The sequence below is a fragment of the Mesorhizobium sp. WSM4898 genome (assembly GCF_029625845.1).
In the GTDB taxonomy this organism is placed as follows: Bacteria; Pseudomonadota; Alphaproteobacteria; order Rhizobiales; family Rhizobiaceae; genus Mesorhizobium.
This window is the reverse complement of record NZ_JARTVQ010000006.1, coordinates 142,742-163,955: the sequence shown is the minus strand read 5'-3', so window position 1 is coordinate 163,955 and position 21,214 is coordinate 142,742. Positions and strand designations below refer to the sequence as shown.

The following is a 21,214-nucleotide window of genomic DNA, read 5'->3' as shown; positions in this document are numbered from 1 at the left end:
CCGAGCTTACCAGCGTGTCTTCTCACCAGGTGCTGCAGGCTCAATCGCCAGCGCGTGCACGCCGGCCTTCAATTCGTCGGCAAGGAGGCGATTGATGGCGCGGTGGCGCTCGACGCGGTTCATCCCGGCAAAATTCTGCGAGACGATACGGACGCGGAAATGGGTCTCGCCGGTGCCGTCGAAGACGGCCTCGTGGCCGTGCTCGACGTGGTGATGGCCGGCGTGAAGATGGCTTTCGTTGATGACGGTGAGCCTTTCCGGCGAAAATGCCGCCTTCAGCTTGTTTTCCATCGTCGACTGTATGGACATCGGGGCTTCCCTTCACCACATCTGCGGTACCGCCGCAAAATCTGTGCTTTCGACCGCTTTAGGCCGCGATTCAGCGGTTAGGGCGATCATCGGCGAAATGTCAATTCTTGTTTCGCGGTAGCGAACAGCCCATAAATGGGTAAGGATGAAACCGTATCCCAAATATTTCGAGAAAATTCGCATCCGGCCGGAAAAGGACGCGGAGCTGAAGTCGCGCGCGCCGATCTGCCAGTGGGACGGTTGCAGCGAGGCCGGTACGCATCGCGCGCCGGTCGGGCGCCTGAAGGAGGGCGAGTATTTCCGCTTCTGCTTTGAGCATGTGCGCGAATACAACAAGAGCTTCAACTACTTCTCGGGCGTGTCGGACAGCGAGATCGCCCGCTTCCAGAAAGAGGCGCTGACCGGACACCGGCCAACCTGGCGCATGGGCGCCAATGGCGGCGGCATGCGTTCGGCGCCAGACTTCGCGCAGCAGCGCTCCGGGCGTGCAGGCTACTACAACCGCATGCGCGATCCCTTCAATCTGTTCGGCGGCGGAACGCGCGAAGTGCGCGAGCGCAAGGCAAAGCCGCTTGAGGCCAAGGCGCTGGAAACGCTTGGCCTTGATACAAAGGCGACTGGCAAGGATATCAAGGCACGCTATAAGGAACTCGTAAAGCGCCACCATCCGGATGCGAATGGCGGCGACAGAGGTTCGGAAGACCGGTTCCGCGATGTGCTGCAGGCCTATCGCGTGCTCAAGCAAGCAGGATTGTGCTGAGCGACCCTACGGTCCATGTCGTTTTCCAACTTTCATAAGGTTGGAAAAGGCTCTAAGACCGCCCCCGAACAAAACGATTGCCGGCGAAACGCGGCGTTTCGCCCGTGGAGACGTTGATAGAGATGAACAAGGTCGATCGCGACATCGCCAACCTGCCCGATACGACGGTGCCGGTGAAGGAGAAATTCGGCTTCGACTCCAAGATGGTGGTTCCGGCCTATTCGGCGGCGACCGAGCACGTGCCCGACATCGACCCAGACTATCTGTTCGACAAGGCAACGACCTTGGCGATCCTCGCCGGCTTCGCCTACAACCGCCGCGTCATGGTGTCTGGCTATCACGGCACCGGCAAGTCCACCCATATCGAGCAGGTCGCCGCGCGCCTGAACTGGCCCTGCGTGCGCGTCAATCTCGACAGCCATGTCAGCCGCATCGATCTCGTCGGCAAGGACGCCATCGTCGTCAAGGAAGGCCTGCAGGTCACGGAATTTCGCGACGGCATCCTGCCCTGGGCCTATCAGCACAACGTCGCGCTCTGCTTCGACGAGTACGATGCCGGACGCCCGGACGTGATGTTCGTCATCCAGCGCGTGCTGGAATCGTCGGGCCGGCTGACGCTGCTCGACCAGAGCCGCGTCATACGCCCGCATCCGGCCTTCCGGCTGTTCGCCACCGCCAACACGGTGGGTCTCGGCGACACCACCGGCCTCTATCACGGCACGCAGCAGATCAACCAGGCGCAGATGGACCGCTGGTCGATCGTCACAACGCTCAACTACCTGCCGCACGACAACGAGGTGTCGATCGTGCTGGCCAAGGCCAAGCACTATCGCGACAGCAAGGGCAAAGAGATTGTCAACAAGATGGTGCGCGTAGCCGACATGACGCGCTCGGCCTTCATCAATGGCGACCTGTCGACGGTGATGAGCCCGCGCACGGTCATCACCTGGGCCGAGAACGCCGAGATCTTCGGCGACATCGGCATGGCGTTCCGGCTCACCTTCCTCAACAAATGCGACGAGCTGGAGCGTTCGGTGGTCGCCGAATTCTACCAGCGCGCCTTCGGCGAGGATCTGCCGGAGAGCGCCGCCAACGTGGTGCTGGGGTAAGGCGCGTGCCGGAAGGCTTGGCCTTTCGGACCACAACGCGCAGGGAATGATCGATGGCGGGTCCGGGCGACAACACGCGCAACAAGGCGAAGAACGGGTCTGAAGCGGACAGCTTCAAGCGCGCCGTCACCGTCTGCATGCGCGCCGTCGCCGGCGACAAGGATCTCGAGGTCGGCTTCGCCAAGGACCGGCCGGCGCTGGCCGGCAACCGCGCCAGGCTGCCCGAGCTGCCGAAGAAGGCCTCCCGCACCGACATCGCGATCACCCGCGGCATCGGCGATTCCATGGCGCTGAAGCGCGCCTGCCACGATCAGCGTATCCACAGCAAGCTGGCGCCGGAAGGCAAGCTCGCGCGGGCTATTTTCGATGCCGTCGAGCAGGCCCGCGTCGAGGCGATCGGCAGCCGCGCCATGCAGGGCGTGGCCGACAATATCGGCTCGATGCTCGAGGACAAATACGCCAGGGCAAACCTCGTCGACGTCAAGGACAAGGCCGACGCCCCGCTCGAGGAGGCGGTGGCGCTGATGGTGCGCGAAAAGCTTACCGGCCGCACCGTGCCGAAGAGCGGCGAGCGACTGGTCGATTTGTGGCGGCCCTGGGTCGAGGAAAAGGCCAGCAGCGACCTCGACGGCCTGTCGTCCAGGCTCGATGACCAGCAAGCCTTCGCCCGCATCGTGCGCGACATGCTCGTCTCCATGGAGATGGCCGAGGAACTCGGCGACAACCAGGAGACGGAAGACTCGGAGGACAACGAGGAAAACGAGCAGCAGGGCGAGGAGCAGAGCGAGGAAGGCGGCGAGGACGATTCCGGCTCCGAACAGTCGCAGTCCGAGGACGCGGAGGCTTCGGCCGACGAGGAAGAGTCGGCCGAAACGGAGGCGACCGACGCCACATCGGACGATCTTTCCGACGAGGATGATTCCGACGCCGAGACGCCAGGCGAGGCGCGCCGCAACGAAAATCCCTTCCTCAACCTGCCTAAGGAAATCGACTACAAGGTCTTCACCACCGCCTTCGACGAGACGGTCGGGGCCGAGGACCTTTGCGAGGAAGAGGAGCTCGACCGGCTGCGCGCCTTCCTCGACAAGCAGCTCGCCAATCTCTCCGGCGTCGTCGGCCGCCTGGCAAACCGGCTGCAGCGGCGGCTGATGGCGCAGCAGAACCGCTCCTGGGATTTCGATCTGGAGGAGGGTTATCTCGATCCATCCAGGCTGGTGCGCGTCGTTATCGATCCGATGCAGCCGTTGTCCTTCAAGCAGGAGCGCGACACCAAGTTCCGCGACACGGTGGTGTCGCTGGTGCTCGACAATTCGGGCTCGATGCGCGGGCGGCCGATTACGGTTGCCGCGACTTGCGCCGACATCCTGGCGCGCACTCTGGAGCGCTGCGGGGTTTCGGTGGAAATCCTCGGCTTCACCACACGTGCGTGGAAAGGCGGGCAGGCGCGCGAGAAGTGGCTGAAGGACGGCAAGCCGTCGAATCCGGGCCGGCTCAACGATCTGCGCCACATCATCTACAAGTCCGCCGACCATCCGTGGCGGCGCGCGCGCCGCAATCTCGGCCTGATGATGCGCGAGGGCCTGCTCAAGGAAAACATCGACGGTGAGGCGCTGCTTTGGGCGCACAACCGGCTGATCGGCCGGCCGGAACAGCGCAAGATCCTGATGATGATCTCGGACGGCGCGCCGGTCGACGATTCCACGCTCTCGGTCAACCCCGGCAACTATCTGGAGCGCCATTTGCGCGCGGTGATCGATCTCATCGAGACGCGCTCGCCGGTGGAGCTTTTAGCCATCGGCATCGGCCACGACGTCACGCGCTACTATCGCCGCGCCGTCACCATCGTCGATGCCGAAGAGCTGGCCGGCGCCATGACGGAGCAATTGGCCTCGCTGTTCGGCGAGGAGAGCGCGCGCGACACGCGGCGCGGTGGTTTGAGGCGCGCCGGATGATCCTTTCGCGGGGCGGATTCCGGCGGACGGCTTTTGTTTGCGCGCTGGTCTGTTCGGCCGCCTCTCCGGTCTTCGCCGAGGGAGGCGCTGCGGTCGAGACGATCGAAGTTTCAGCGCGGCCGATCACCGAGTTCCATATCGGCCGCGACCGGAAACAGTTCGGGTCGCTCGAGTTCGTCGGCGGGCTGGAGATGACCTCGCCGTCGCGCGATTTCGGCGCACTTTCGGCTTTCCGCTTCCTCAAATCAGGCAGCGATTTCATCAGCGTCACCGATACCGGCTTGTGGTTCTTCGGCACCATCACCCACGATGCCGACAAGCGCCCGTCGGGCGTGTCGAATTTCCGCATGCAGCAGATGGTCGACGCCTCGGGCCAGCCGATCGAGAAGAAATGGGAGGTCGACGCCGAAGGCCTCGCGGTCAAGGACGGTATCGCCACCGTCGGTTTCGAGCGCGACCAGCGCGTCGTCCAGTTCAAGGTCGAGCCGGACAATATGAAGGCGCCGTTCAAGACGCTCGACTATCTGGTCCCGGCGCGGGAGCTGCGCCAGAACCGCGGCTTCGAGACGGTCACACACGCCAACCCTTACGGCCAGCACGAGGGCGGCCTGGTCGTGGTGTCGGAAAAGAGCCTCGACAAGGCCGGCAACATCTATGCCGCCATCATCGAAGGACCGAGGAAGGGCGTCTTCACCGTCAAGCGCAACGGCAATTTCGACATCACCGACGGCGCCTTCCTGCCCGATGGCGACCTGCTGCTACTCGAACGCAGCTTCTCGATGGCGCGCGGGGTGAAGATGCGGCTGAGGCGTATCTATGGCGAGAGCATCGAGAAGGGCGCGGTCGCCGACGGCCCGGTGCTGATCGACGCCGATATGGGTTATCAGATCGACAATATGGAAGGGCTCGACGTCTGGACCCGCGACGACGGCGCGCTGATGGTGTCGCTGGTGTCGGACGACAATCAATCGATCCTGCAGCGGAACCTCTACCTGGAATTCATCCTGCACCAGGACTGAGCGGCGCTTGGTTTCGTTCAATTCGCAACGGAAATCCGCTGCGCATTTGTCCCGAAGTTGCCCACCTCAGCGGACTTTATAGATCTCGACCGGCTTGCTCGCCGTCGCGTCGTCCAGTTCCAGCCAATCGGGAACGTCCCGCTTCAGCAGCCTCGCGGCCAGGCCCTTGGGAGCTTGGGCGGCGAGCGAAAGCTCTTCCGAATTGCCGCGGCATATGGCGACCAGCCCGACATGCTCGCGCTCAATGATGGCGCGGGCGGCATCCGGCGTTCCCATGAAGGCGTCGAGCATGGCGAGATTGCCGCCGACATTGCGATGATAGGGGCCGGCCAACGCCCTATGGCCGGTAAACATCAGGATGGGGGAGCCGAGATTGGAGGACGCAAGCACCGCCGTTGCCGGCATGCCGGCCAGGTCGCTGAAGTCCGAGGCCTTGCCGCAGGTCAGCGCATGATCGGCATCGGAATTGATCTTTGCGGGTGCCTTTTGGACCACGGACTGCGCGGCGACGGCGACGCCGGCCCAGGTCGCATTGAGCGACACCAGCCATGCCGCCGCGATGCGGGTGGAGACGCGCCACGACTGCGCGGCGGTTGCCTGCAGGCGAACCCCGGCGATCCAGGTCGAGAGCGGCAGCACCGCGAAGGCAACCGAGAAGGTCGAGCCGCGCACCTGCCATAGGCTGACGGCGAAAGCGACGATCAGCAGCACGGCGGTAAGGGCTTCCTCGCGGCGCAGGCGGCGGCTGCGCAGCTGAAGGCCAATCAACAGGACTGCGATGAAGGGCGTCACATAACGCGCCGCCATCAGCTTCGGCTCGTTGACGGCCACGCTGAGGAAGGGCTGCGCCTCAACGACGTCGTTCAGCCAATAGGTGCGAATGCGCTCATCCATGCCGGCATAGGGCGATGCCAGGCATTGCGGGAAGAACAGGAACGCAACGGCCGCAATTGCAACGGCCAACGCGGACATTGAGAGGAACCGCCTCTTAGCCGTCGACTGTCCGGGTAGACCCGCAATCGCCGCCAGTCCAAAGCCCGACAGCGCCGCGATGACGAACTGGAAAGCCGAGAAGGCGTCGCACTCGGCCACGCCCCAGGCCGACGGCGGTATGGTGGCAACGAGAACCACCAAAGCTATCGCGGCAAATCCGATGCCGAAGCCGCGCGCGGTCTGGCGCTCCCTTTCATCAACGATGAAGAGCACGGCGGCGCAGGCGCCAAGTGTGGCCACATAAGGCGCCGTCTCCATCCCGACGGCAAGGGTGAGGCCTGCACACAGGCCGGACAGAAGAGCGGCTGACCGCCGGAAGGGAGCCTCCGTCATAAGCCAGAGACTGGCTGCCGTGAGCAGGAGCTGGACGTTGTGGTGGTCAAGGGTGCCAGGGTGGAAAATGCCGATAAAGAACAGCGCCGCAGTGGACAGCACCAGCGCAGGCATCGCCACGTCCGTACCGGCGAAACGCCGGGAAGCGCGCAGGATGACGAATATGGTGAGCCCATATAGGGAAAGCGGCCAGATGATCTGCGCTGCCTTTTCAGCGGCAGCCGTGCTGGCGCCTAGGGCCCGGAAGGTGAAGATGATCAGCGCGATCGGGGTGTCGACCAGCCGCGACCAGTGCATGACGAAGCCGCCGGTCAGGCCCATCCTGTATTGATGAAGATCGAACCAGCCCTGTCCACCCAAGAGGTCGCGAACTTCGACCAGCCTCAGCATGCTGTCATTGTCGGCGCCAAGGTCCGCGATCGTTGGGAAGCCGGAGATCGCATTGATCCCCAGCACGAGCAGCGTCGCGCAGAGCGCAAGCAGAAGGTCATGTTTCCAACCGGTGCCCTGGATGGTCATGCTGATGGCAATGTCCTGGATCGTTTTGGCGATCCTGCACCAATGGCCGTAACAAAGCGTAAAGCCGCGAAGGGCCGCTTCAAGGGTCAGGCGATGGCCGGCTGGCTCCAGCGGGCGGCAAGCAGCCGGTAGGGGATCAGCGCCACCACCGCGATGATCAGTTTGACCGAGAGATCGCCAAGCGCCCAGGACACCCAGCGCATGGTTTCGACAGGCATCACGCCCATCAGCGGTGCCGTCTCCAGCGCGAAGCCGTCGTTCGGCCCGACAAAGGCGAAGGCGGCGGAGAAGCCGACGCCGAAGAACACCACCGTGTCGAAGACAGAGCCGACCAGCGTGCCGACGATCGGCGCGCGCCACCAGCTTTGCCGGCGCAGACGATTGAACACGGTCACGTCGAGCAGTTGTGCGGCGAGGAAGGCGGCGCCGGACGCGGCCGCGATTCGCACCAGCCGGTCAGCGGCGGTCTCGAACGCGATCAGACCGTGGCGGAACAGGAAGGGCGGAACGAGGATCGAGCAGACGACCGCCGTCATGAAGCCGACGAAGACCACTTTGCGCGCCACAGCGGGGCCGTAGCGACGATTGGCAAGATCGGTGACCAGGAAGGAGAAAGGATAGGTGAAGGCGCCCCAGGTGAGCAGGTCGGCCAGCGACAGGCCGCCGATCTGGCCCTGCATCGGGAACTGGACAAGGATGTTGGACGCCACGACGACAAGCGCCATGGCGGCCACGAAAGGCAGGTATCGTGAAAGGAAGTTCATTTTTTTATCCTGGGTAATGGAACCAGCCGAGCGTCATGACGGCGCTCACTGTCCGAGCACCAGTTTGGAGCCGGTGCTCGAGGCGGTCGTCCCCCGCATGAAAAGAGAGCTTTAGGCGGCCGACTGCTCGGCGAGCTTTTTCGCGATCTGCTTCTTCAGCAGGCGAGCGCGCTGCGACAGCTCCTTGGCGTCGGCCTTGGCCAGGAACGCGTCGAGGCCGCCGCGATGCTCGACCGAACGCAGCGCGTTGGCCGAAATGCGCAGGCGAACGTTCTGGTTCAGCACTTCGGAAATCAGCGTCACATTGACCAGGTTGGGCAGGAAGCGACGCTTGGTCTTGTTGTTGGCATGGCTCACATTGTGGCCGGTCTGGACTGCCTTGGCAGTGAGCTCGCAGGTGCGGGACATCTTGTCTAACCTTCAGTTCTAAACCTGCCAAACCATTCTGCCCGCGCCAGGCGGCGCGCGGTCTCGGTCAGGCGGCCTTTGGAAAAGTTGGCGTTCCATAGTTGCATTTCGCCACCACGTCAAGCTCCGGCACCTACGCGGCGGCCAAGCTCGCTCCATATAAAGGCCGGAATTCGTCGTATAAGCCCTGCGCGAAGGGATTGCCAGGCTGGAACCGTTGCGTTTCCGCCAGTATCAAGGACCTGCCGCCGCCATGCTTCGCCCCTCCCAAGCCCTTGCCGCGCTGCTCGCCGTCGCTGTGCCTACAACCGCCTTCGCTGCTGCCTCGCCGCAGTCCTTCAAGGGCGAATACACCGTGTCGTTCCTGGGCCTTTCGGTCGCCAGGGCAACGTTTTCCAGCCGTTACGACGGCGACACCTATGCCATCAATGGCACCGTCTCGGCCGCCGGCATCGCCAAGCTGTTCGACGATACGAAAGGCACGATCTCGTCGAAGGGTACGATTTCGGGCCAGCAGATGCGGCCGCGGGCCTTCCGGGCCGACTATACTTCCGGCAAGAAGGCATCGGTGGTCGACATACGCTTCGCCGATGGCGACGTCTCCTCGACGAAGGTCGTTCCGGAGCCCGGCAAGCGCGATCCCAAGAATTGGGTGCCGGTCGGCTCCGGCGACCTGAAATCGGTGGTCGATCCGATGGCCGCGACCGTCGTCCATGCCGACAGCCTGGACAAGGTCTGCGGGCGGACCGTCAAATTCTACGATGGCGAGATGCGCGCCAACCTGTCGCTGACCTATGCCTCGAAAGGCTCGATCTCGGTGCCGGGCTACAAGGGCGACACCGTGACCTGCAAGATGGGCTTCGAGCCGGTGGCGGGCTATCGCAAGGGCCGCAAGGCGCTGGACTTCCTGAAGAACAAAAGCCGCATGATGGTGACATTTGCACCCGTCGGCCAATCCGGCGTATATGCGCCGATCCGCGCCACGGTCGGGACCCAGATCGGCCCGCTGACCATCAGCGCAAGACGGTTCGAAGCAGCCGAATAGTTAGGCGCCACGGCGCGCCGCCGGGGATGGGGCATGGGGCGCGCAACACTGATCGGTTTCTCGGCGGACGCCCTGTGGGCGCTGTTTGCACTGCTCACCAAAGCCTCGGGGCTGCGCAAGCCGGCGACCGGCGGAGCGCGCGCATGATGCCGTTTCCGGGCGGCATCGACGCCAATCCCAATGCGACGCTTTTGTTCTCGATCGCCGCCGCCGCGATTTACGTCCTTGCGCTCGAGCTGCCGCCACGCCTCGCCCGTTCCGCCGCCAAGACGCTGGCCGTGGCCTTGTTGGCGGCGCTCGCCGTCATGCAGGGCAGTCCGCCGCTGCTCGTCGCAGCGCTGGCGCTCAGCGCCGCCGGCGACGCGTTCCTCTCCCAAGACGGTGAAAAAGCCTTTCTTGCAGGGCTGGCGAGCTTTCTTGCCGCACATGTCGCCTATGTCGCCTTGTTCCTGAACGCCGGTGGCGGAATCGGCCTGCTCACCGCCGAGTCCTGGCGCGGCGCCATTGCGCTGGCGCTGGCGGTTTTCGTTATCACGATGCTCGCCGCGCTTTGGCGGCGCGTCGGAGCTGCCCTGCGCGTTCCGGTCGCCGTCTATGCCGGGGCGATCCTCGCCATGGGTGTTTCGGCGCTCACGACCTTTCATCCCTGGGTCATCGCCGGAGCCGTGCTGTTCATCATATCGGACGGGCTGCTGGCGGCAGAGCGCTTCCTGCTGGCCGCGAGCTCGCCGCATCGCGTCTGGATGCGCTACGCGGTCTGGGTGCTCTATTATGCGGCCCAGTTGGCGATCACGCTTGGTTTCCTGCTGGCCTAGGCTGTTTTCGGCTGCCAGTCCGGCTCGGCCAGCTCGAAGGCTGCGAAATCGAAGCCCGGTGCCACCGTGCAGCCGACCAGCGTCCATCCGCCGAGGCTGCGCGCCGACTGCCAACAGCCGGCCGGGACCACGATCTGCGGCCGCTCGCCGGCGGAAAGTGCCGCGCCCAATAGATGTTCGACGACGGTGCCGGAGCCTTCTTCGTGCGTGGCGAGAGCCAGCGGCGCGCCGGCATAGAAATGCCAGACCTCGGCCGCGTCCTTGACCCGGTGCCAGGCCGAACGCTGGCCTTGCTCCAAAAGGAAATAGATCGCGGTCGAATGGCCGCGCGTGCCACCCTCCGCGTCGCGAAACGTCTCGGCATACCAGCCGCCCTCGGGGTGCGGCTCGAGGCCGAGCGCGGCGATGATTTCGGCGGCGCTGGTCATAAAGGAGCGCTCAGAAGTTATCCTTGCGCTTGCGGATCTCGGCGAACACGTCCGTATCGCTCGCCCTCTCCATGCCGAGATGTCTGCGGATCGCCGGGTCGTGCCAGCGCAGGAACGGATTGGTCGACAGTTCCTCGCCGATCGTCGTCGGCAGGGTCGGCTTATTGTCGGCGCGCAGCTTCTCGATCCTGGCGGCGCGCTCTTTCAATGCTGAATTGCTGGGGTCGACGGTCAGGGCGAAGCGCGCGTTGGCCAATGTGTATTCGTGGCCGCAATAGATGACGGTCTCGGCCGGAAGGGCGGCAAGTTTCTTCAGCGAATCGTGCATAACCGGCGGCTTGCATTCGAAGAGCCGACCGCAGCCCAGCGCAAACAGCGTGTCGGCGGTGAAGGCCACTTTCGAGGCCGGCAAATGGTAAGAGACATGGCCGGCGGTATGGCCGGGCGTCTCGATGACCTCGATCTTTTCCTCGCCGAGGCGGATGACGGAACCCTGGCTGACCGTCTCGTCGATGCCGGGGATCTTCGCCTGTTCCGCTTCCGGTCCGACGATGGTGAGCTTGAAGCGCTCCTTCAGGGCCAGGTTGGCCTCGACATGGTCGCCATGATGATGCGTGGTCAGGATCATCGTCGGGGTCCAGCCGGTGCGCTTGATCGCAGCCAGGATCGGCGCTTCTTCCGGGGCGTCGATGATCGCCGTCTGCCCGCTTCTGGCGTCATGCACCAGAACGCCGAAATTGTCGGTACGGCACATGAACTGTTCGATTTCGACCGGCATCTCGTCGCTCTCCGTTATGGCCGCAGACATAGGGCGCCCGGCCGCGGATGTCATCCGCCTTTGTTGAACTCGCCGGATATCGCGGCTACCGTCCGGCGCATGCATTCCGATATCGTCGATCTCCGGTCCTTCTATTCGACCACGCTCGGGCGCCTCGCCGAGCGCGCGATCACCATGTCGCTGTCGTCGATATGGGCGCCCGTTCCGAACGAGCGCCTGGTCGGTCTCGGCTACACGCTGCCGTGGCTGGAGCGGTTCGGCGCCGATGCCGAGCGCGTCTTTGCCTTCATGCCGGCGACGCAAGGGGCGGTGGTCTGGCCGGCGACGGGGCCGACGGCGACGGCGCTGGTCTTCGACGAGGAGCTGCCGCTGGTCGATTCCTGCATCGACCGCATGCTGCTCGTCCACTCGCTCGAACATGTCGAAAATCCGCGCGAGACGCTGAACGAGATCTGGCGCGTGCTGTCGCCGGCGGGCAGGGTCGTCATCGTCGTGCCCAACCGGCGCGGCGTCTGGGCGCGTTTCGAGCACACGCCCTTCGGCAACGGCCGGCCGTTCTCGCGCGGCCAGCTCACCGAATTGCTACGCGAGGCCAATTTCACGCCGGCCGCATGGTCAGACGCGCTGTTCTTCCCGCCATCGCCGCGGCGCTCCATGATGCAGTTCCACAACGTGCTGGAGCGAGCCGGCCGGCGGCTCTGGCCGATCTTTTCCGGGGTCATCGTCGTCGAGGCGCAGAAGCGGCTCTACCAGGGCGTGCCTGTCGCGCAGCGCGCGTCGCGCCGCGTCTTCGTGCCGGTGTTCTCGCCGCAGGGCGCAACGACGCTCGGACGTCGGGCCGACGACCCGGTGCCGCGGGCGGGCGGATGACGCGTTCGTGATCGGGGCCAAGCCTTGCGTCATACGGCAATCGTCACCCTATCTCAGAGGCGGGTTCGGGGTGCGGCATCGCCGCCAATGACCGTTCCTGGCAGCAGGGATCTCGCATATGGACCACACGCCCAGTATCGAACAGGCCGCGTTCTCAGTCGAGACGAGCCGCCTCTCAGACCAGCTGGCGGCGATCAGGCTGGCGCTGAAGACATCGCCGGTCCGCAGGCGGCTCCTGTGGGCCTCGATCGGCATTGTCGGCGTCATCGTCGCGACCTCGATCGGGCAAGTGCTGCTCAATCGCTGGAACCAGCCTTTCTATGATGCCCTGGCGCGGCGCGACCTGCCGGGCTTCCTGCATCAGCTGATGGTATTTGCCGCAATTGCCGGCAGCCTCCTGGTGCTCAATGTCGGCCAGACCTGGCTCAACCAGACGATCCGGCTGAAGTTGCGCGAGGCGCTGACGCTCGACCTGATCGATGAATGGATGCGGCCGGCGCGTGCGTTCCGGCTCACCCATGCGGGTGCGATCGGCGTCAATCCCGATCAGCGCATGCAGCAGGACGCGGGGCATCTCTCCGACCTGTCGACCGATCTCGGCGTCGGCCTGCTGCAATCCTTCATCCTGCTTGTATCCTTCATCGGCGTGCTGTGGGAGCTCTCTTCCGGCTTCGTCTTCCATGTCGGCGGCCATTCGCTGGAAATACCGGGCTACATGGTCTGGGCGGCGATCCTTTATGCCGGCATCGCATCCTGGCTGAGCTGGCTGGTAGGCCGGCCGCTGATCCGCTTCAACAGCGATCGCTACACGCGCGAGGCCGTGCTGCGCTCCTCCGTGGTCCGCGTCAACGAGAATGTCGACGCCATCGCGCTCGCCCATGGCGAGGCGGACGCCAGGCGGCAGCTCGAGCTCGACCTCGGCGGCGTGCTCGACGCCATGCGGCGCATCTACAGCGCCCAGATCAACCTGTCCTGGGTTACCGACGCCTATGGCTGGATCACCGTGGTGGCGCCGATTCTGGTCGCCGCACCGGTCTATTTCGCGGGCGACATCAGCTTCGGTGGTTTGATGATGGCCGTCGGCGCTTTCAACCAGGTGAATTCCTCGCTGCGCTGGTTCATCAACAACATCGGCGCCATCGCCGATTGGCGGGCAACGCTGATGCGCGTTGCCGACTTTCGCATCGCGCTCGGCGAAACGGACATCCTGCATGCCAAGGAAAAGCGCATCGCGTTCGGCGAAAACGCAAATGGCACACTGACATTCGACAAGCTCGAAGTCGCCTCGCCCGACGGCTGCACCAGGCTTGCGGAGACGGAGGTCGAGATAAAGGCCGGCGAGCGCGTCATGATCACCGGCGATCCGCGCGCCGGCAAGACGCTGTTCTTCCGCGCGATCGCCGGCCTCTGGCCATGGGGCGGCGGCCGCATTGGCATGCCGGCCGGAGAGACACCGTTCTTCGTGCCGCGCACCCCCTATTTCCCGCTCGGCACGCTGCGCGACGTGCTCAACCATGCCGAAGGCACCAAGATCGACGACGACGAGATTTCCGCCGTGCTCGGTGAAGTCGGCCTCGAGCGCCTCTCGTTCCAGCTCGACCGCTCGGCGCGCTGGGAGCATGAGCTGGCCGACGATGAGCAGCGGCTACTCGCCTTCGCCCGGCTGGCGCTGAGGAAGCCGAAATGGGTGATCATCGACGAAGCGCTGGATACGTTCGACGGCGCCACGCTTCGGCGCGTGCTGGCAATGCTGCAGGCCAGACTGCCGCACGCCGCTATCCTCAATATCGGGCGCGGTCTGCACAACAACCAGTTCTTCCCGCGCGCGCTCACCATCGTCAAGGACAGCAGCGGATCGGCGCTGAAGCCGGCCCGTCTCCGCGCCGGGGCGATCGAACCCCCGCCTGTTGCCGCGCGCGCCAAGAAATAGCTTTATTTCGCCGCGATCGCCGGGAAGAATCCCGGCGTGGTGGAGCCTGCCATGCTCAAGCTGTTCAGCCTGCTTGCATGCCTTGCCTGCGCCGAGGCAGCGCCAATGCCTGCCATCGGAGGCACTGCCGTCGATGTGGAACTCGTGCTGGCCGTCGACATCTCGCAATCGATGGACGAAGAAGAGTTCGCCCTGCAGCGCGCCGGCTATGTCGAGGCGCTGCGCCATCCCGACTTCATCAGCGCCGCGCGCTCGGGCCCGAGGGGCCGCATCGCGCTCGCCTATTTCGAATGGGCGGGCGTCGTGCGCGACGACGGCGTGATCGGCTGGCAAGTGATCGACGGCGCGGACAGCGCCAACGCCTTCGCCGACACCATCGCGGGTCGTCCGTTCCGGAGCTTTCGCGGCACGTCGATTTCAGGCGCTCTCGGATTCGGCGCCGGACTTCTGGAGAAAAACAGCTACTCGGCGCCGCGCCGGGTCATCGACATATCGGGGGACGGGCCCAACAATGCCGGGCTGCCCGTCGCGATGATCCGTGATGCGGCTTTGGCCAAAGGCATCGTGGTCAACGGCCTGCCGATCCTGATCAGTCCGTCGCCGAGCGTCATTCGTCTCGACCGCTACTATGCCGATTGCGTCACCGGCGGCCCCGGTTCGTTCGTGTTGCCGATCTATGCGGCGTCGGAATTCTCGACGGCTATCCGCCGCAAGCTGATCCAGGAGGTGAGCGGGATCGGCGACGCCGGAAGCATCCGCGTCGACGCGGAGGCGCCGACCGACTGCCTGCTTGGCGAACGGCTGCGGCAGCGGTTTTCCGATCCGTATTTTCCGGAGCTGGATCGGTGAGGTCCCAATTTGCACTGTTTCGGCCAGAGCGCCGCGCTGTGCCTCAGGCCGCTCTGGCGCCGTATTTGGCGCGGAACTCGTCATAGCAATCGCGGCGCCAGCGCCGGCTGACGACATAGCCGCGCAGCAGTTCGGTCGGCGAGTAGCCGAGCGCCTTTGACGACCGATTGGCGAGATAGCCCGAAAAGGCCTGTGGCAGCCTCCCCTTCAATATGTCGGCGATGATCTGCCGCGCGATCATATAGGGCGGCACGTCGGGATAGCGGTCGGCAAGATAAGGATGTTTGCCGATCAGGTTGGCGTAGGCCTCGACATAGCCGTCGCGCCGGCCGGAGATCGAATTTTCCGAATTGTATTTCTTCCAGTCGATATCATCCGACAGCAAGGCGCCGCTGCGGTTGGCAAAACGCAGCAGCAATTCGCGGTCCTGCATGCGCGTGATATCGCTGTCAAAGCCGCCGATCGCAAGCAGCGATTCGTGCCGGGCGGTGATCGCCGAGCCAGCGATGAAGATCGTCTGCGAGACCAGGGCGCGCTGCAGCCTGCTCTTGTCGAGCAAGGCCTGACGATTGATGCACTTGGTGCTGCGGCCGCCCTTGACCGAGATGAAGGAACTGATCAGCACTTCGAGCGAGGGGTTCCTGTCGAAGTGCGACAGCGTCCGGTCGAGGCGGTCCGGCAGATAGACATCGTCCGAATCAAGAAAGGTCACGATCGGCGCCCGCGCGCGCTCGATGCCCGCGTTGCGCGCGGCATTGGCGCCGCGCCATTTCGCGCCGACATAGATCAGTCTGGGATCGCGAATCTCGGCCAGCGCCAAGGCCGTTCCGTCGGTCGAACCGTCGTCGACAACAATGTGCTCGAAGCGGGTAAGTGTCTGGGCAAGAACACTTTCCACCGCGCGCACGACCTGGCTTCGCCGGTTGTGCGTCGGCGTGATCACGGTGATCAGCGGAGCTGGGTCGGAGGCAGTCGGCATCTAACTTTCGTTATGGGCAGATAAACGATGACCGTAAGATACTGGCACAACCTGCCTCCATGTCCGCCACCGGATGGATTCGGCAAACGCTACAGAAAAGAGCCGCCTATGTCACCTGAGGTGTCGCATCGGGGTCAAGTTCAGAGCATGTTTCCTCAAAGTCATGCGGTTTGAAAGCAACACTTCGCGGCGGTTTATCCTTCAACTATGCCCGACATAGTCAGGCACGGTTTCGATTTCGTCGCTTACGAGACCGGCAGCGAGGCTGAAATGACCAAGAAATGCCAGGGTATAAAAAGCCAGGCCTACCACCAGTGAAAACGGGATCTGCCAAAGAGGCATACCCGTTTGCGGCGCGTGGCTGAGCACGCGTCGCGTCGTGCGCCACGACATGGTCCACCAGCGACTGAACGACTTGACGATCCGCTGGCTGCGACTGGGGGCATGAAGCGCGACGAACTTGCGGTCGGCGTCCCTGCCGGTCACCAACGCGCGCCAATAGAAGAACCGCCAGCCACGCGGAGAGTAGTGGTAAACGCGCGCATCGACGTTGACGATCTTGTGGCCCTCGCGCCGAAGCTGGTGCATCAGCAGCGTGCAGGACACCTTGAAGCCGTTATGTGCCGGGAAAGGGTGGTTGACGATCCAATGGCGCCGGAAGGCGACATTGTTGGCATTGATCGCCCGCTTCGAGGCGAATCTTTCATCTCCGCGGGCCATCGGGAAGAACCAGATCAAGGCGAAGGTTCTCGAGAAGAAGTCGTCATAGGACAGATAGGTATGGCCGTTCACGCAGACGGTTTGCGGCTGTTGAAACGGCTGCAGCAGATTTGAAAGCCAACCTGGCTGAGGGACCGTGTCCGAATCCAGGAAAACAACGATGTCTCCTTCGGTCAAAAGCACGCCGTTGTTCTTGAGTTCGTAATACCGACCGTCGGGGCAAGCTGTGATTGTCAGGTCGGCAACCTGCATCAATTCAGGCGCTTCAGCTTCAATGCTCGCTTGCAGCAAGCTGCCGTCCGAATCGGGCCCGCCATGCGACACGACAACTTTTGGCCTTGCAAAACCCGTAGCGGAAACAGCCGCGATTTCGCGCGCCAGTGACTTCAGCCCCAGGCCGATCTCGTTCCAGTCGATGGATTTGGCGTTCTCCATCTCCATGACGATCGAATAGATCGGGTGTTCAGCCATAGATAATCACCACCAGTTTTGCCGGTACAGTCGCTATAGCCCTGCGGGGTATGCCGTCAAACGATTCTCGGTGCCATTCTATTTGCAAGTTTGCGCTTCAATCGCATGATTCTTTCTAGATCTTCAGGAACCCGCGCTTTTTTCTGTGCGGGAAGCTCGACGGGTCGGCATATTCAGACAGGAAACGTTTTCTCCATTCGTCATTGGTCGCGTCGCGCTGGATTTCGAGACCTGATCCGAGATTCGTTCCCCAGACAGGCTCGACCCCGGCCAACTGGGCAATTTTCTCGAGGCTTCCTCTCGGGTTTTGCTGGACCTGCTCGTAAGTTAGCGCAAGAAAGGACAGCCCGTTTTTCGCGAACCACCCGTCCCAGGCCAGATTTTCCATCAGAATCTTTTCGAGCGATTCGGCGATAGCCTCGCCGTCATAGCGTGGGGATGCGCGATTGACCTCGCTAGAGCGGAATCTGCGGGTTTGGCGCGCACGCGCCCATGAGATCGCCTGACCCAGCAAATCGCTGCGCGTCAGGCGCACATAGTGAAGGTTGGGAAGACTGGCGGGGAGGTTCACCTTCTTGGCAACTTGAGCGAATTGATTCGCAAAAAGCTTGATCGCGTAGATTCCGGAAGAGGACCGTCCTTCCGTCAGCGCCCTCAGAAGCTGCCCTCTGGCATCGCGCGGATAGCCTGGCTGTTCGAGCAGCCGGCGCCCGCCAAACCACTCCAGTGGATTGCCCAGCCCGGCGGAAGCCATCAGTCCTGCAAGATGATTGCTGCCGGTACGCGGCGAAGTGCACACAAGAATCCCTGTGCTTATCTCCGACAGAATTTCCGACGGGATTTGAACCACGGCCGGCCGACGTCGAAAGAGATCGAGCGAGATCATCGTTTCAGCAAGAACACCGCCTGCTGGCCGAAGAAGTTCCAGAACCACCAGGGCATCGACAGGCCGATCTTCTGGCCGTTGGCGTCGAGCGCGGTCGCCTTCTCGACCGTCGCGCCCAGCTCTTCGCACAGATTGACGAAGTCGCGAATGGTGCAGAAGTGGATGTTCGGCGTGTCGTACCAGGAATAGGGCAGGTCCTTGGTGACCGGCATCCTGCCCTTGATCAGCAGCGAGAAGCGCACGCGCCAATGGCCGAAATTGGGGAAGGAGACGATCGCGCGGTTGCCGATCCGAAGCAGCTCGTCGAGCACAAGTTTCGGGTTGCGGGTCGCCTGCAGCGTTTGCGACAGGACGACGAAATCAAAACCTTTGTCGGGGTAGAATTCGAGGTCCTTGTCGGCATCGCCCTGGACGACGGAAAGGCCGCGCGCCACGCATTCGTTGACGCCGCGCTGCGACAGCTCCAGGCCGCGGCCATCGACCTGCTTGGTCGCCTGCAGAACCTCCAGAAGCACGCCGTCGCCGGAGCCGACATCGAGCACGCGCGAATGCGGCGGGATGAGATCGGTGACGACTTCGAGGTCGACACGCTGGGCGCGATTGACGCTCATGGGCACACCTCCGGCCTTTGAGCATTTCCAGCCAGTCGGAATCTCGGCGCCTCAGAAATGCGGCCAGGACACAGAGATCGCGCGCCACTCATAGGCTGAGCCCCCTTGCGCGCGCCGCCGAGGCTATGAAGCCGTTGATGGCCGCGAACAATTCCGGTTCGTCGAGCAGGAAAGCGTCGTGGCCGCGGTCGGTCTCGATCTCGACGAAGGAGACGGACGCGCCGGCGGCGTTCAATGCATGCACGATCGAGCGGCTTTCCTCGGTCGGAAACAGCCAGTCGCTTGTGAACGACACGAGACAGAAGCGTGTCTTAGTGCCCGCGAAGGCATCGGCCAGCCGTCCGCCGTGGTCGGCGGCGAGGTCGAAATAGTCCATAGCGCGGGTCAGATAGAGGTAGGAGTTGGCGTCGAAACGGTCGACGAAGGTCATGCCCTGATGGCGCAGATAGCTTTCGATCTGGAAATCGGCGTCGAAGCCGAAGGTCAGCGCCTCGCGATCCTGCAGGTTGCGGCCGAACTTGCGGTGCAGCGCTGCTTCCGAGAGGTAAGTGATGTGCGCGGCCATGCGCGCCACGGCGAGCCCCTTTTCCGGCCGCCTGCCGAAATCGAGATATTTGCCGCCGTGCCAGTCCGGATCGGCCATGACAGCCTGCCGCCCGACCTCGTGGAAGGCGATGTTCTGCGAGGAATGGCGGGCGCCGGTGGCGATTGGCAACGCGGAGAAGACGCGTTCCGGGTAGCTTGCGGCCCATTGCAGCACCTGCATGCCGCCCATCGAGCCGCCGAGCACGCAGAACAGCTTCTCGATGCCGAAATGATCGACCAGCATCAGCTGCGCCCGCACCATGTCGCGGATGGTGATGATCGGCAGGTCGAGCCCATAGGGCCTGCCTGTCGCCGGATCGGTCGAGGCCGGGCCGGTGGAGCCGAGGCAGCCGCCGATGACGTTGGCGCAAATGACAAAAAAGCGGCTGGTGTCGATGATCCTGCCGGGGCCGATCAGCACCTCCCACCAGCCCGGCTTGCCGGTCACGGGATTGGTGCTGGCGACATGCTGGTCGCCGGTCAGCGCGTGGCAGACGAGGATGGCGTTGGAGCGGGCGTCGTTGAGGGCGCCGTAGGTCTGGTAAGCGACCTGGAACGGCGACAGCACGGTGCCCGCATCGAGTTTTAGCGGCTTGTCGGGACCGAACTGCATCACCGGGCTCGACGGTTGGTCGGCCTCGTGGTTGGTCCTTGGAGCGCGCTGAGCGGCCATTGCATTCCCCATCCAGTCGCATCGATCTCGCGATACGGCGTCCGGCCGGCAACGGACAACAAAAAACCGGCCTGCCTTCGCAAAGCCGGTTACAGGTTGCAAACGGCCCTTTAGCGAATTGTTTAACGTGGCTGCAAGCCGACCGGCCAAATCACCACGGGAGATCCGGCTGTTCTTCTAGGGCCAGCGCCGCGCTTCGTCAACGGTCTGCCTACGCGCGAGCGCGCCGGCCCCTCGACATTCGGGGCCACCGCCTGTATTTCCGCTGCGGCCTCGAACCAGGGCCTCTCGACGGATTTGTGACATGAAGCAGGATCAGCCACGTCCGACGCCCCGCGCGGGCATCATGGACATCGAGGCCTATGTGCCGGGAAAAAGTACCGCGCCGGCCGGCGTGACGAAGGTCTACAAGCTGTCGTCCAATGAGAATCCGCTCGGGCCCTCGCCGAAGGCGATCGAGGCCGCCCGGGAGGTGGCTGCCAAACTGGACGTTTATCCCGACGGCTCCGCCCGCCGGCTGCGCGAGGCGATCGCCGATGTGCACGGCCTCAATCCGGCAAACATCGTCTGCTCCAATGGCTCCGACGAGATCCTGGGGCTGCTGGCGCAGACCTATCTCGCGCCGGGAGACGAGGCCGTGTTCACCGAGCACGCCTTCATGGTTTACAAGATCTATATTCAAGCCGCCGGCGCCAAGCCGGTGGCGGTCAAGGAGACGGACGAGCGCGCCGACATCGACGCGATCCTCGCTGCGGTGACGCCGGCGACCCGGATCGTGTTCCTCGCCAACCCCAACAATCCGACCGGCACTTACGTGCCGTTCCAGGAGGTGCGCCGGCTGCATGCCGGACTGCCCAAGAGCGTGCTCCTGGTGCTCGACGCGGCCTATGCCGAATATGTGCGGCGCAACGACTATGAAGCCGGCATCGAGCTGGCCGGGAGCTCGGAGAACGTGGTCATGACCCGCACCTTCTCCAAGCTCGGCCTCGGCGGCGCACGCATCGGCTGGATGTACGGACCGGCGCATATCGTCGATGCCATCAACCGGGTGCGCGGGCCCTTCAACGTCAATGCGACCGCGATCGAGGCCGGCATCGCGGCCATCCGCGACCGCGCCCATGTCGAGCGCAGCGTGGCGCATAACGAGAAGTGGCTTGCCTGGGTCAGCGAGGAGCTGACCGGGCTCGGGCTGCGCGTGACGCCCAGCGTCGGCAATTTCGTGCTGATCCACTTCCCCGACAACAAAAAGCATTCGGCAGCGGCCGCGGACGACTATCTCAGCGCGCGCGGCTACATCCTGCGGCGCGTCACCGGCTACGGCTTTCCCAACGCGCTGCGCATGAGCATCGGCATCGAGGAGGCCAATCGCGGCGTCGTCGAGGCGCTCAAGACATTTCTGAAAAGCTGA

21 protein-coding genes and 1 riboswitch are annotated in these 21,214 nt (G+C 63.7%); of the genes, 10 read left to right on the top strand and 11 right to left on the bottom strand.

Features of this window, described 5'->3' with window-relative positions:
• Positions 1 to 6: 6 nt before the first annotated feature.
• The gene (locus P9228_RS23750; protein ID WP_278055971.1) at positions 7 to 309 is read right to left on the bottom strand and encodes a BolA family protein; all 303 of its coding nucleotides are present in this window, start codon (positions 307 to 309) and stop codon (positions 7 to 9) included.
• A 145-nt stretch (positions 310 to 454) separates the two neighbouring features.
• Between P9228_RS23750 and P9228_RS23745 the strand changes: the two genes are divergently transcribed.
• From P9228_RS23745 to P9228_RS23730, 4 genes are all read left to right on the top strand, one after another.
• Positions 455 to 1,069: a J domain-containing protein gene (locus P9228_RS23745; protein ID WP_066990335.1), complete on the top strand. Its 615-nt coding sequence runs from the start codon at positions 455 to 457 to the stop codon at positions 1,067 to 1,069.
• A gap of 122 nt (positions 1,070 to 1,191) precedes the next feature.
• Positions 1,192 to 2,178 carry a cobaltochelatase subunit CobS gene (gene cobS / locus P9228_RS23740; RefSeq protein ID WP_066990333.1) on the top strand — a complete coding sequence of 329 codons (987 nt, stop codon included), beginning with the start codon at positions 1,192 to 1,194 and terminating at the stop codon, positions 2,176 to 2,178.
• A gap of 53 nt (positions 2,179 to 2,231) precedes the next feature.
• Positions 2,232 to 4,130: a cobaltochelatase subunit CobT gene (cobT, locus tag P9228_RS23735; protein WP_278055970.1), complete on the top strand. Its 1,899-nt coding sequence runs from the start codon at positions 2,232 to 2,234 to the stop codon at positions 4,128 to 4,130.
• Positions 4,127 to 5,149, top strand: coding sequence for an esterase-like activity of phytase family protein (locus P9228_RS23730; protein WP_278055968.1), 1,023 nt, complete (start codon positions 4,127 to 4,129; stop codon positions 5,147 to 5,149). The genes cobT and P9228_RS23730 overlap by 4 nt, the downstream gene beginning before the upstream one ends.
• Positions 5,150 to 5,215: 66 nt before the next feature.
• Here P9228_RS23730 and P9228_RS23725 read toward each other — a convergent pair whose 3' ends face one another.
• The 3 genes from P9228_RS23725 to rpmB form a co-directional block, all read right to left on the bottom strand.
• Entirely contained in the window at positions 5,216 to 6,994 is a 1,779-nt protein-coding gene (locus P9228_RS23725; protein WP_278055966.1) for a GtrA family protein, read from the bottom strand.
• Positions 6,995 to 7,080: 86 nt separating this feature from the next.
• Positions 7,081 to 7,758: a queuosine precursor transporter gene (locus tag P9228_RS23720; protein ID WP_095782450.1), complete on the bottom strand. Its 678-nt coding sequence runs from the start codon at positions 7,756 to 7,758 to the stop codon at positions 7,081 to 7,083.
• 111 nt (positions 7,759 to 7,869) lie between these two features.
• Positions 7,870 to 8,166, bottom strand: coding sequence for a 50S ribosomal protein L28 (gene rpmB / locus P9228_RS23715; protein ID WP_066990317.1), 297 nt, complete (start codon positions 8,164 to 8,166; stop codon positions 7,870 to 7,872).
• A 253-nt stretch (positions 8,167 to 8,419) separates the two neighbouring features.
• On the opposite strand from rpmB, the gene P9228_RS23710 reads away from it, so the two are divergent.
• The gene (locus tag P9228_RS23710; RefSeq protein ID WP_067319170.1) at positions 8,420 to 9,211 is read left to right on the top strand and encodes a DUF3108 domain-containing protein; all 792 of its coding nucleotides are present in this window, start codon (positions 8,420 to 8,422) and stop codon (positions 9,209 to 9,211) included.
• Positions 9,212 to 9,354: 143 nt separating this feature from the next.
• Positions 9,355 to 10,026 (top strand): lysoplasmalogenase, encoded by a 672-nt coding sequence (locus P9228_RS23705; RefSeq protein WP_095799884.1) that lies wholly within the window; start codon positions 9,355 to 9,357, stop codon positions 10,024 to 10,026.
• Here the strand turns inward: P9228_RS23705 and P9228_RS23700 are convergent.
• Positions 10,023 to 10,454 (bottom strand): cupin domain-containing protein, encoded by a 432-nt coding sequence (locus P9228_RS23700; RefSeq protein WP_067319166.1) that lies wholly within the window; start codon positions 10,452 to 10,454, stop codon positions 10,023 to 10,025. The two genes, P9228_RS23705 and P9228_RS23700, sit on opposite strands and share 4 nt — an antisense overlap.
• Positions 10,455 to 10,464: 10 nt before the next feature.
• A complete protein-coding gene (gene gloB, locus P9228_RS23695) occupies positions 10,465 to 11,232 on the bottom strand; it encodes a hydroxyacylglutathione hydrolase (RefSeq protein WP_095799983.1) in 768 nt (255 codons plus the stop codon).
• A gap of 99 nt (positions 11,233 to 11,331) precedes the next feature.
• On the opposite strand from gloB, the gene P9228_RS23690 reads away from it, so the two are divergent.
• From P9228_RS23690 to P9228_RS23680, 3 genes are all read left to right on the top strand, one after another.
• Positions 11,332 to 12,102, top strand: a complete 771-nt coding sequence (locus P9228_RS23690) for a methyltransferase domain-containing protein (RefSeq protein ID WP_095824183.1) — start codon at positions 11,332 to 11,334, stop codon at positions 12,100 to 12,102.
• Positions 12,103 to 12,220: 118 nt separating this feature from the next.
• Positions 12,221 to 14,032 carry an ABC transporter ATP-binding protein/permease gene (locus P9228_RS23685; RefSeq protein ID WP_278055962.1) on the top strand — a complete coding sequence of 604 codons (1,812 nt, stop codon included), beginning with the start codon at positions 12,221 to 12,223 and terminating at the stop codon, positions 14,030 to 14,032.
• A gap of 51 nt (positions 14,033 to 14,083) precedes the next feature.
• Entirely contained in the window at positions 14,084 to 14,881 is a 798-nt protein-coding gene (locus P9228_RS23680; protein WP_127247127.1) for a DUF1194 domain-containing protein, read from the top strand.
• Between the two features lie 43 nt (positions 14,882 to 14,924).
• Here P9228_RS23680 and P9228_RS23675 read toward each other — a convergent pair whose 3' ends face one another.
• The 5 genes from P9228_RS23675 to P9228_RS23655 form a co-directional block, all read right to left on the bottom strand.
• On the bottom strand, positions 14,925 to 15,860 hold the full coding sequence (locus P9228_RS23675) for a glycosyltransferase family A protein (RefSeq protein WP_278055960.1): 936 nt from the start codon (positions 15,858 to 15,860) through the stop codon (positions 14,925 to 14,927).
• 201 nt (positions 15,861 to 16,061) lie between these two features.
• Positions 16,062 to 17,051: a glycosyltransferase gene (locus tag P9228_RS23670; protein WP_278055959.1), complete on the bottom strand. Its 990-nt coding sequence runs from the start codon at positions 17,049 to 17,051 to the stop codon at positions 16,062 to 16,064.
• 115 nt (positions 17,052 to 17,166) lie between these two features.
• Positions 17,167 to 17,985 (bottom strand): Stf0 family sulfotransferase, encoded by an 819-nt coding sequence (locus P9228_RS23665; protein ID WP_278055957.1) that lies wholly within the window; start codon positions 17,983 to 17,985, stop codon positions 17,167 to 17,169.
• Positions 17,934 to 18,548 (bottom strand): methionine biosynthesis protein MetW, encoded by a 615-nt coding sequence (gene metW, locus P9228_RS23660; RefSeq protein ID WP_066990286.1) that lies wholly within the window; start codon positions 18,546 to 18,548, stop codon positions 17,934 to 17,936. Before metW ends, P9228_RS23665 begins: the two co-directional genes overlap by 52 nt.
• Before the next feature lie 88 nt (positions 18,549 to 18,636).
• Positions 18,637 to 19,806: a homoserine O-acetyltransferase gene (locus P9228_RS23655; RefSeq protein WP_067319154.1), complete on the bottom strand. Its 1,170-nt coding sequence runs from the start codon at positions 19,804 to 19,806 to the stop codon at positions 18,637 to 18,639.
• A 90-nt stretch (positions 19,807 to 19,896) separates the two neighbouring features.
• A riboswitch (SAM riboswitch) is annotated at positions 19,897 to 19,974 on the bottom strand.
• Positions 19,975 to 20,110: 136 nt separating this feature from the next.
• Here P9228_RS23655 and hisC point away from each other — a divergent pair.
• Complete coding sequence (gene hisC / locus P9228_RS23650) at positions 20,111 to 21,214, top strand: histidinol-phosphate transaminase (protein WP_067319152.1); 1,104 nt, start codon at positions 20,111 to 20,113, stop codon at positions 21,212 to 21,214.

Excerpts from the sequence above, each read along its gene's own strand:
- P9228_RS23750 (WP_278055971.1), bottom strand. The coding sequence starts at position 309 with ATGTCCATACAGTCGACGATGGAAAACAAGCTGAAGGCGGCATTTTCG.
- P9228_RS23745 (WP_066990335.1), top strand. The coding sequence starts at position 455 with ATGAAACCGTATCCCAAATATTTCGAGAAAATTCGCATCCGGCCGGAA.
- cobS (WP_066990333.1), top strand. The coding sequence starts at position 1,192 with ATGAACAAGGTCGATCGCGACATCGCCAACCTGCCCGATACGACGGTG.
- cobT (WP_278055970.1), top strand. The coding sequence starts at position 2,232 with ATGGCGGGTCCGGGCGACAACACGCGCAACAAGGCGAAGAACGGGTCT.
- P9228_RS23730 (WP_278055968.1), top strand. The coding sequence starts at position 4,127 with ATGATCCTTTCGCGGGGCGGATTCCGGCGGACGGCTTTTGTTTGCGCG.
- P9228_RS23725 (WP_278055966.1), bottom strand. The coding sequence starts at position 6,994 with ATGACCATCCAGGGCACCGGTTGGAAACATGACCTTCTGCTTGCGCTC.
- P9228_RS23720 (WP_095782450.1), bottom strand. The coding sequence starts at position 7,758 with ATGAACTTCCTTTCACGATACCTGCCTTTCGTGGCCGCCATGGCGCTT.
- rpmB (WP_066990317.1), bottom strand. The coding sequence starts at position 8,166 with ATGTCCCGCACCTGCGAGCTCACTGCCAAGGCAGTCCAGACCGGCCAC.
- P9228_RS23710 (WP_067319170.1), top strand. The coding sequence starts at position 8,420 with ATGCTTCGCCCCTCCCAAGCCCTTGCCGCGCTGCTCGCCGTCGCTGTG.
- P9228_RS23705 (WP_095799884.1), top strand. The coding sequence starts at position 9,355 with ATGATGCCGTTTCCGGGCGGCATCGACGCCAATCCCAATGCGACGCTT.
- P9228_RS23700 (WP_067319166.1), bottom strand. The coding sequence starts at position 10,454 with ATGACCAGCGCCGCCGAAATCATCGCCGCGCTCGGCCTCGAGCCGCAC.
- gloB (WP_095799983.1), bottom strand. The coding sequence starts at position 11,232 with ATGCCGGTCGAAATCGAACAGTTCATGTGCCGTACCGACAATTTCGGC.
- P9228_RS23690 (WP_095824183.1), top strand. The coding sequence starts at position 11,332 with ATGCATTCCGATATCGTCGATCTCCGGTCCTTCTATTCGACCACGCTC.
- P9228_RS23685 (WP_278055962.1), top strand. The coding sequence starts at position 12,221 with ATGGACCACACGCCCAGTATCGAACAGGCCGCGTTCTCAGTCGAGACG.
- P9228_RS23680 (WP_127247127.1), top strand. The coding sequence starts at position 14,084 with ATGCTCAAGCTGTTCAGCCTGCTTGCATGCCTTGCCTGCGCCGAGGCA.
- P9228_RS23675 (WP_278055960.1), bottom strand. The coding sequence starts at position 15,860 with ATGCCGACTGCCTCCGACCCAGCTCCGCTGATCACCGTGATCACGCCG.
- P9228_RS23670 (WP_278055959.1), bottom strand. The coding sequence starts at position 17,051 with ATGGCTGAACACCCGATCTATTCGATCGTCATGGAGATGGAGAACGCC.
- metW (WP_066990286.1), bottom strand. The coding sequence starts at position 18,548 with ATGAGCGTCAATCGCGCCCAGCGTGTCGACCTCGAAGTCGTCACCGAT.
- P9228_RS23655 (WP_067319154.1), bottom strand. The coding sequence starts at position 19,806 with ATGGCCGCTCAGCGCGCTCCAAGGACCAACCACGAGGCCGACCAACCG.
- hisC (WP_067319152.1), top strand. The coding sequence starts at position 20,111 with ATGAAGCAGGATCAGCCACGTCCGACGCCCCGCGCGGGCATCATGGAC.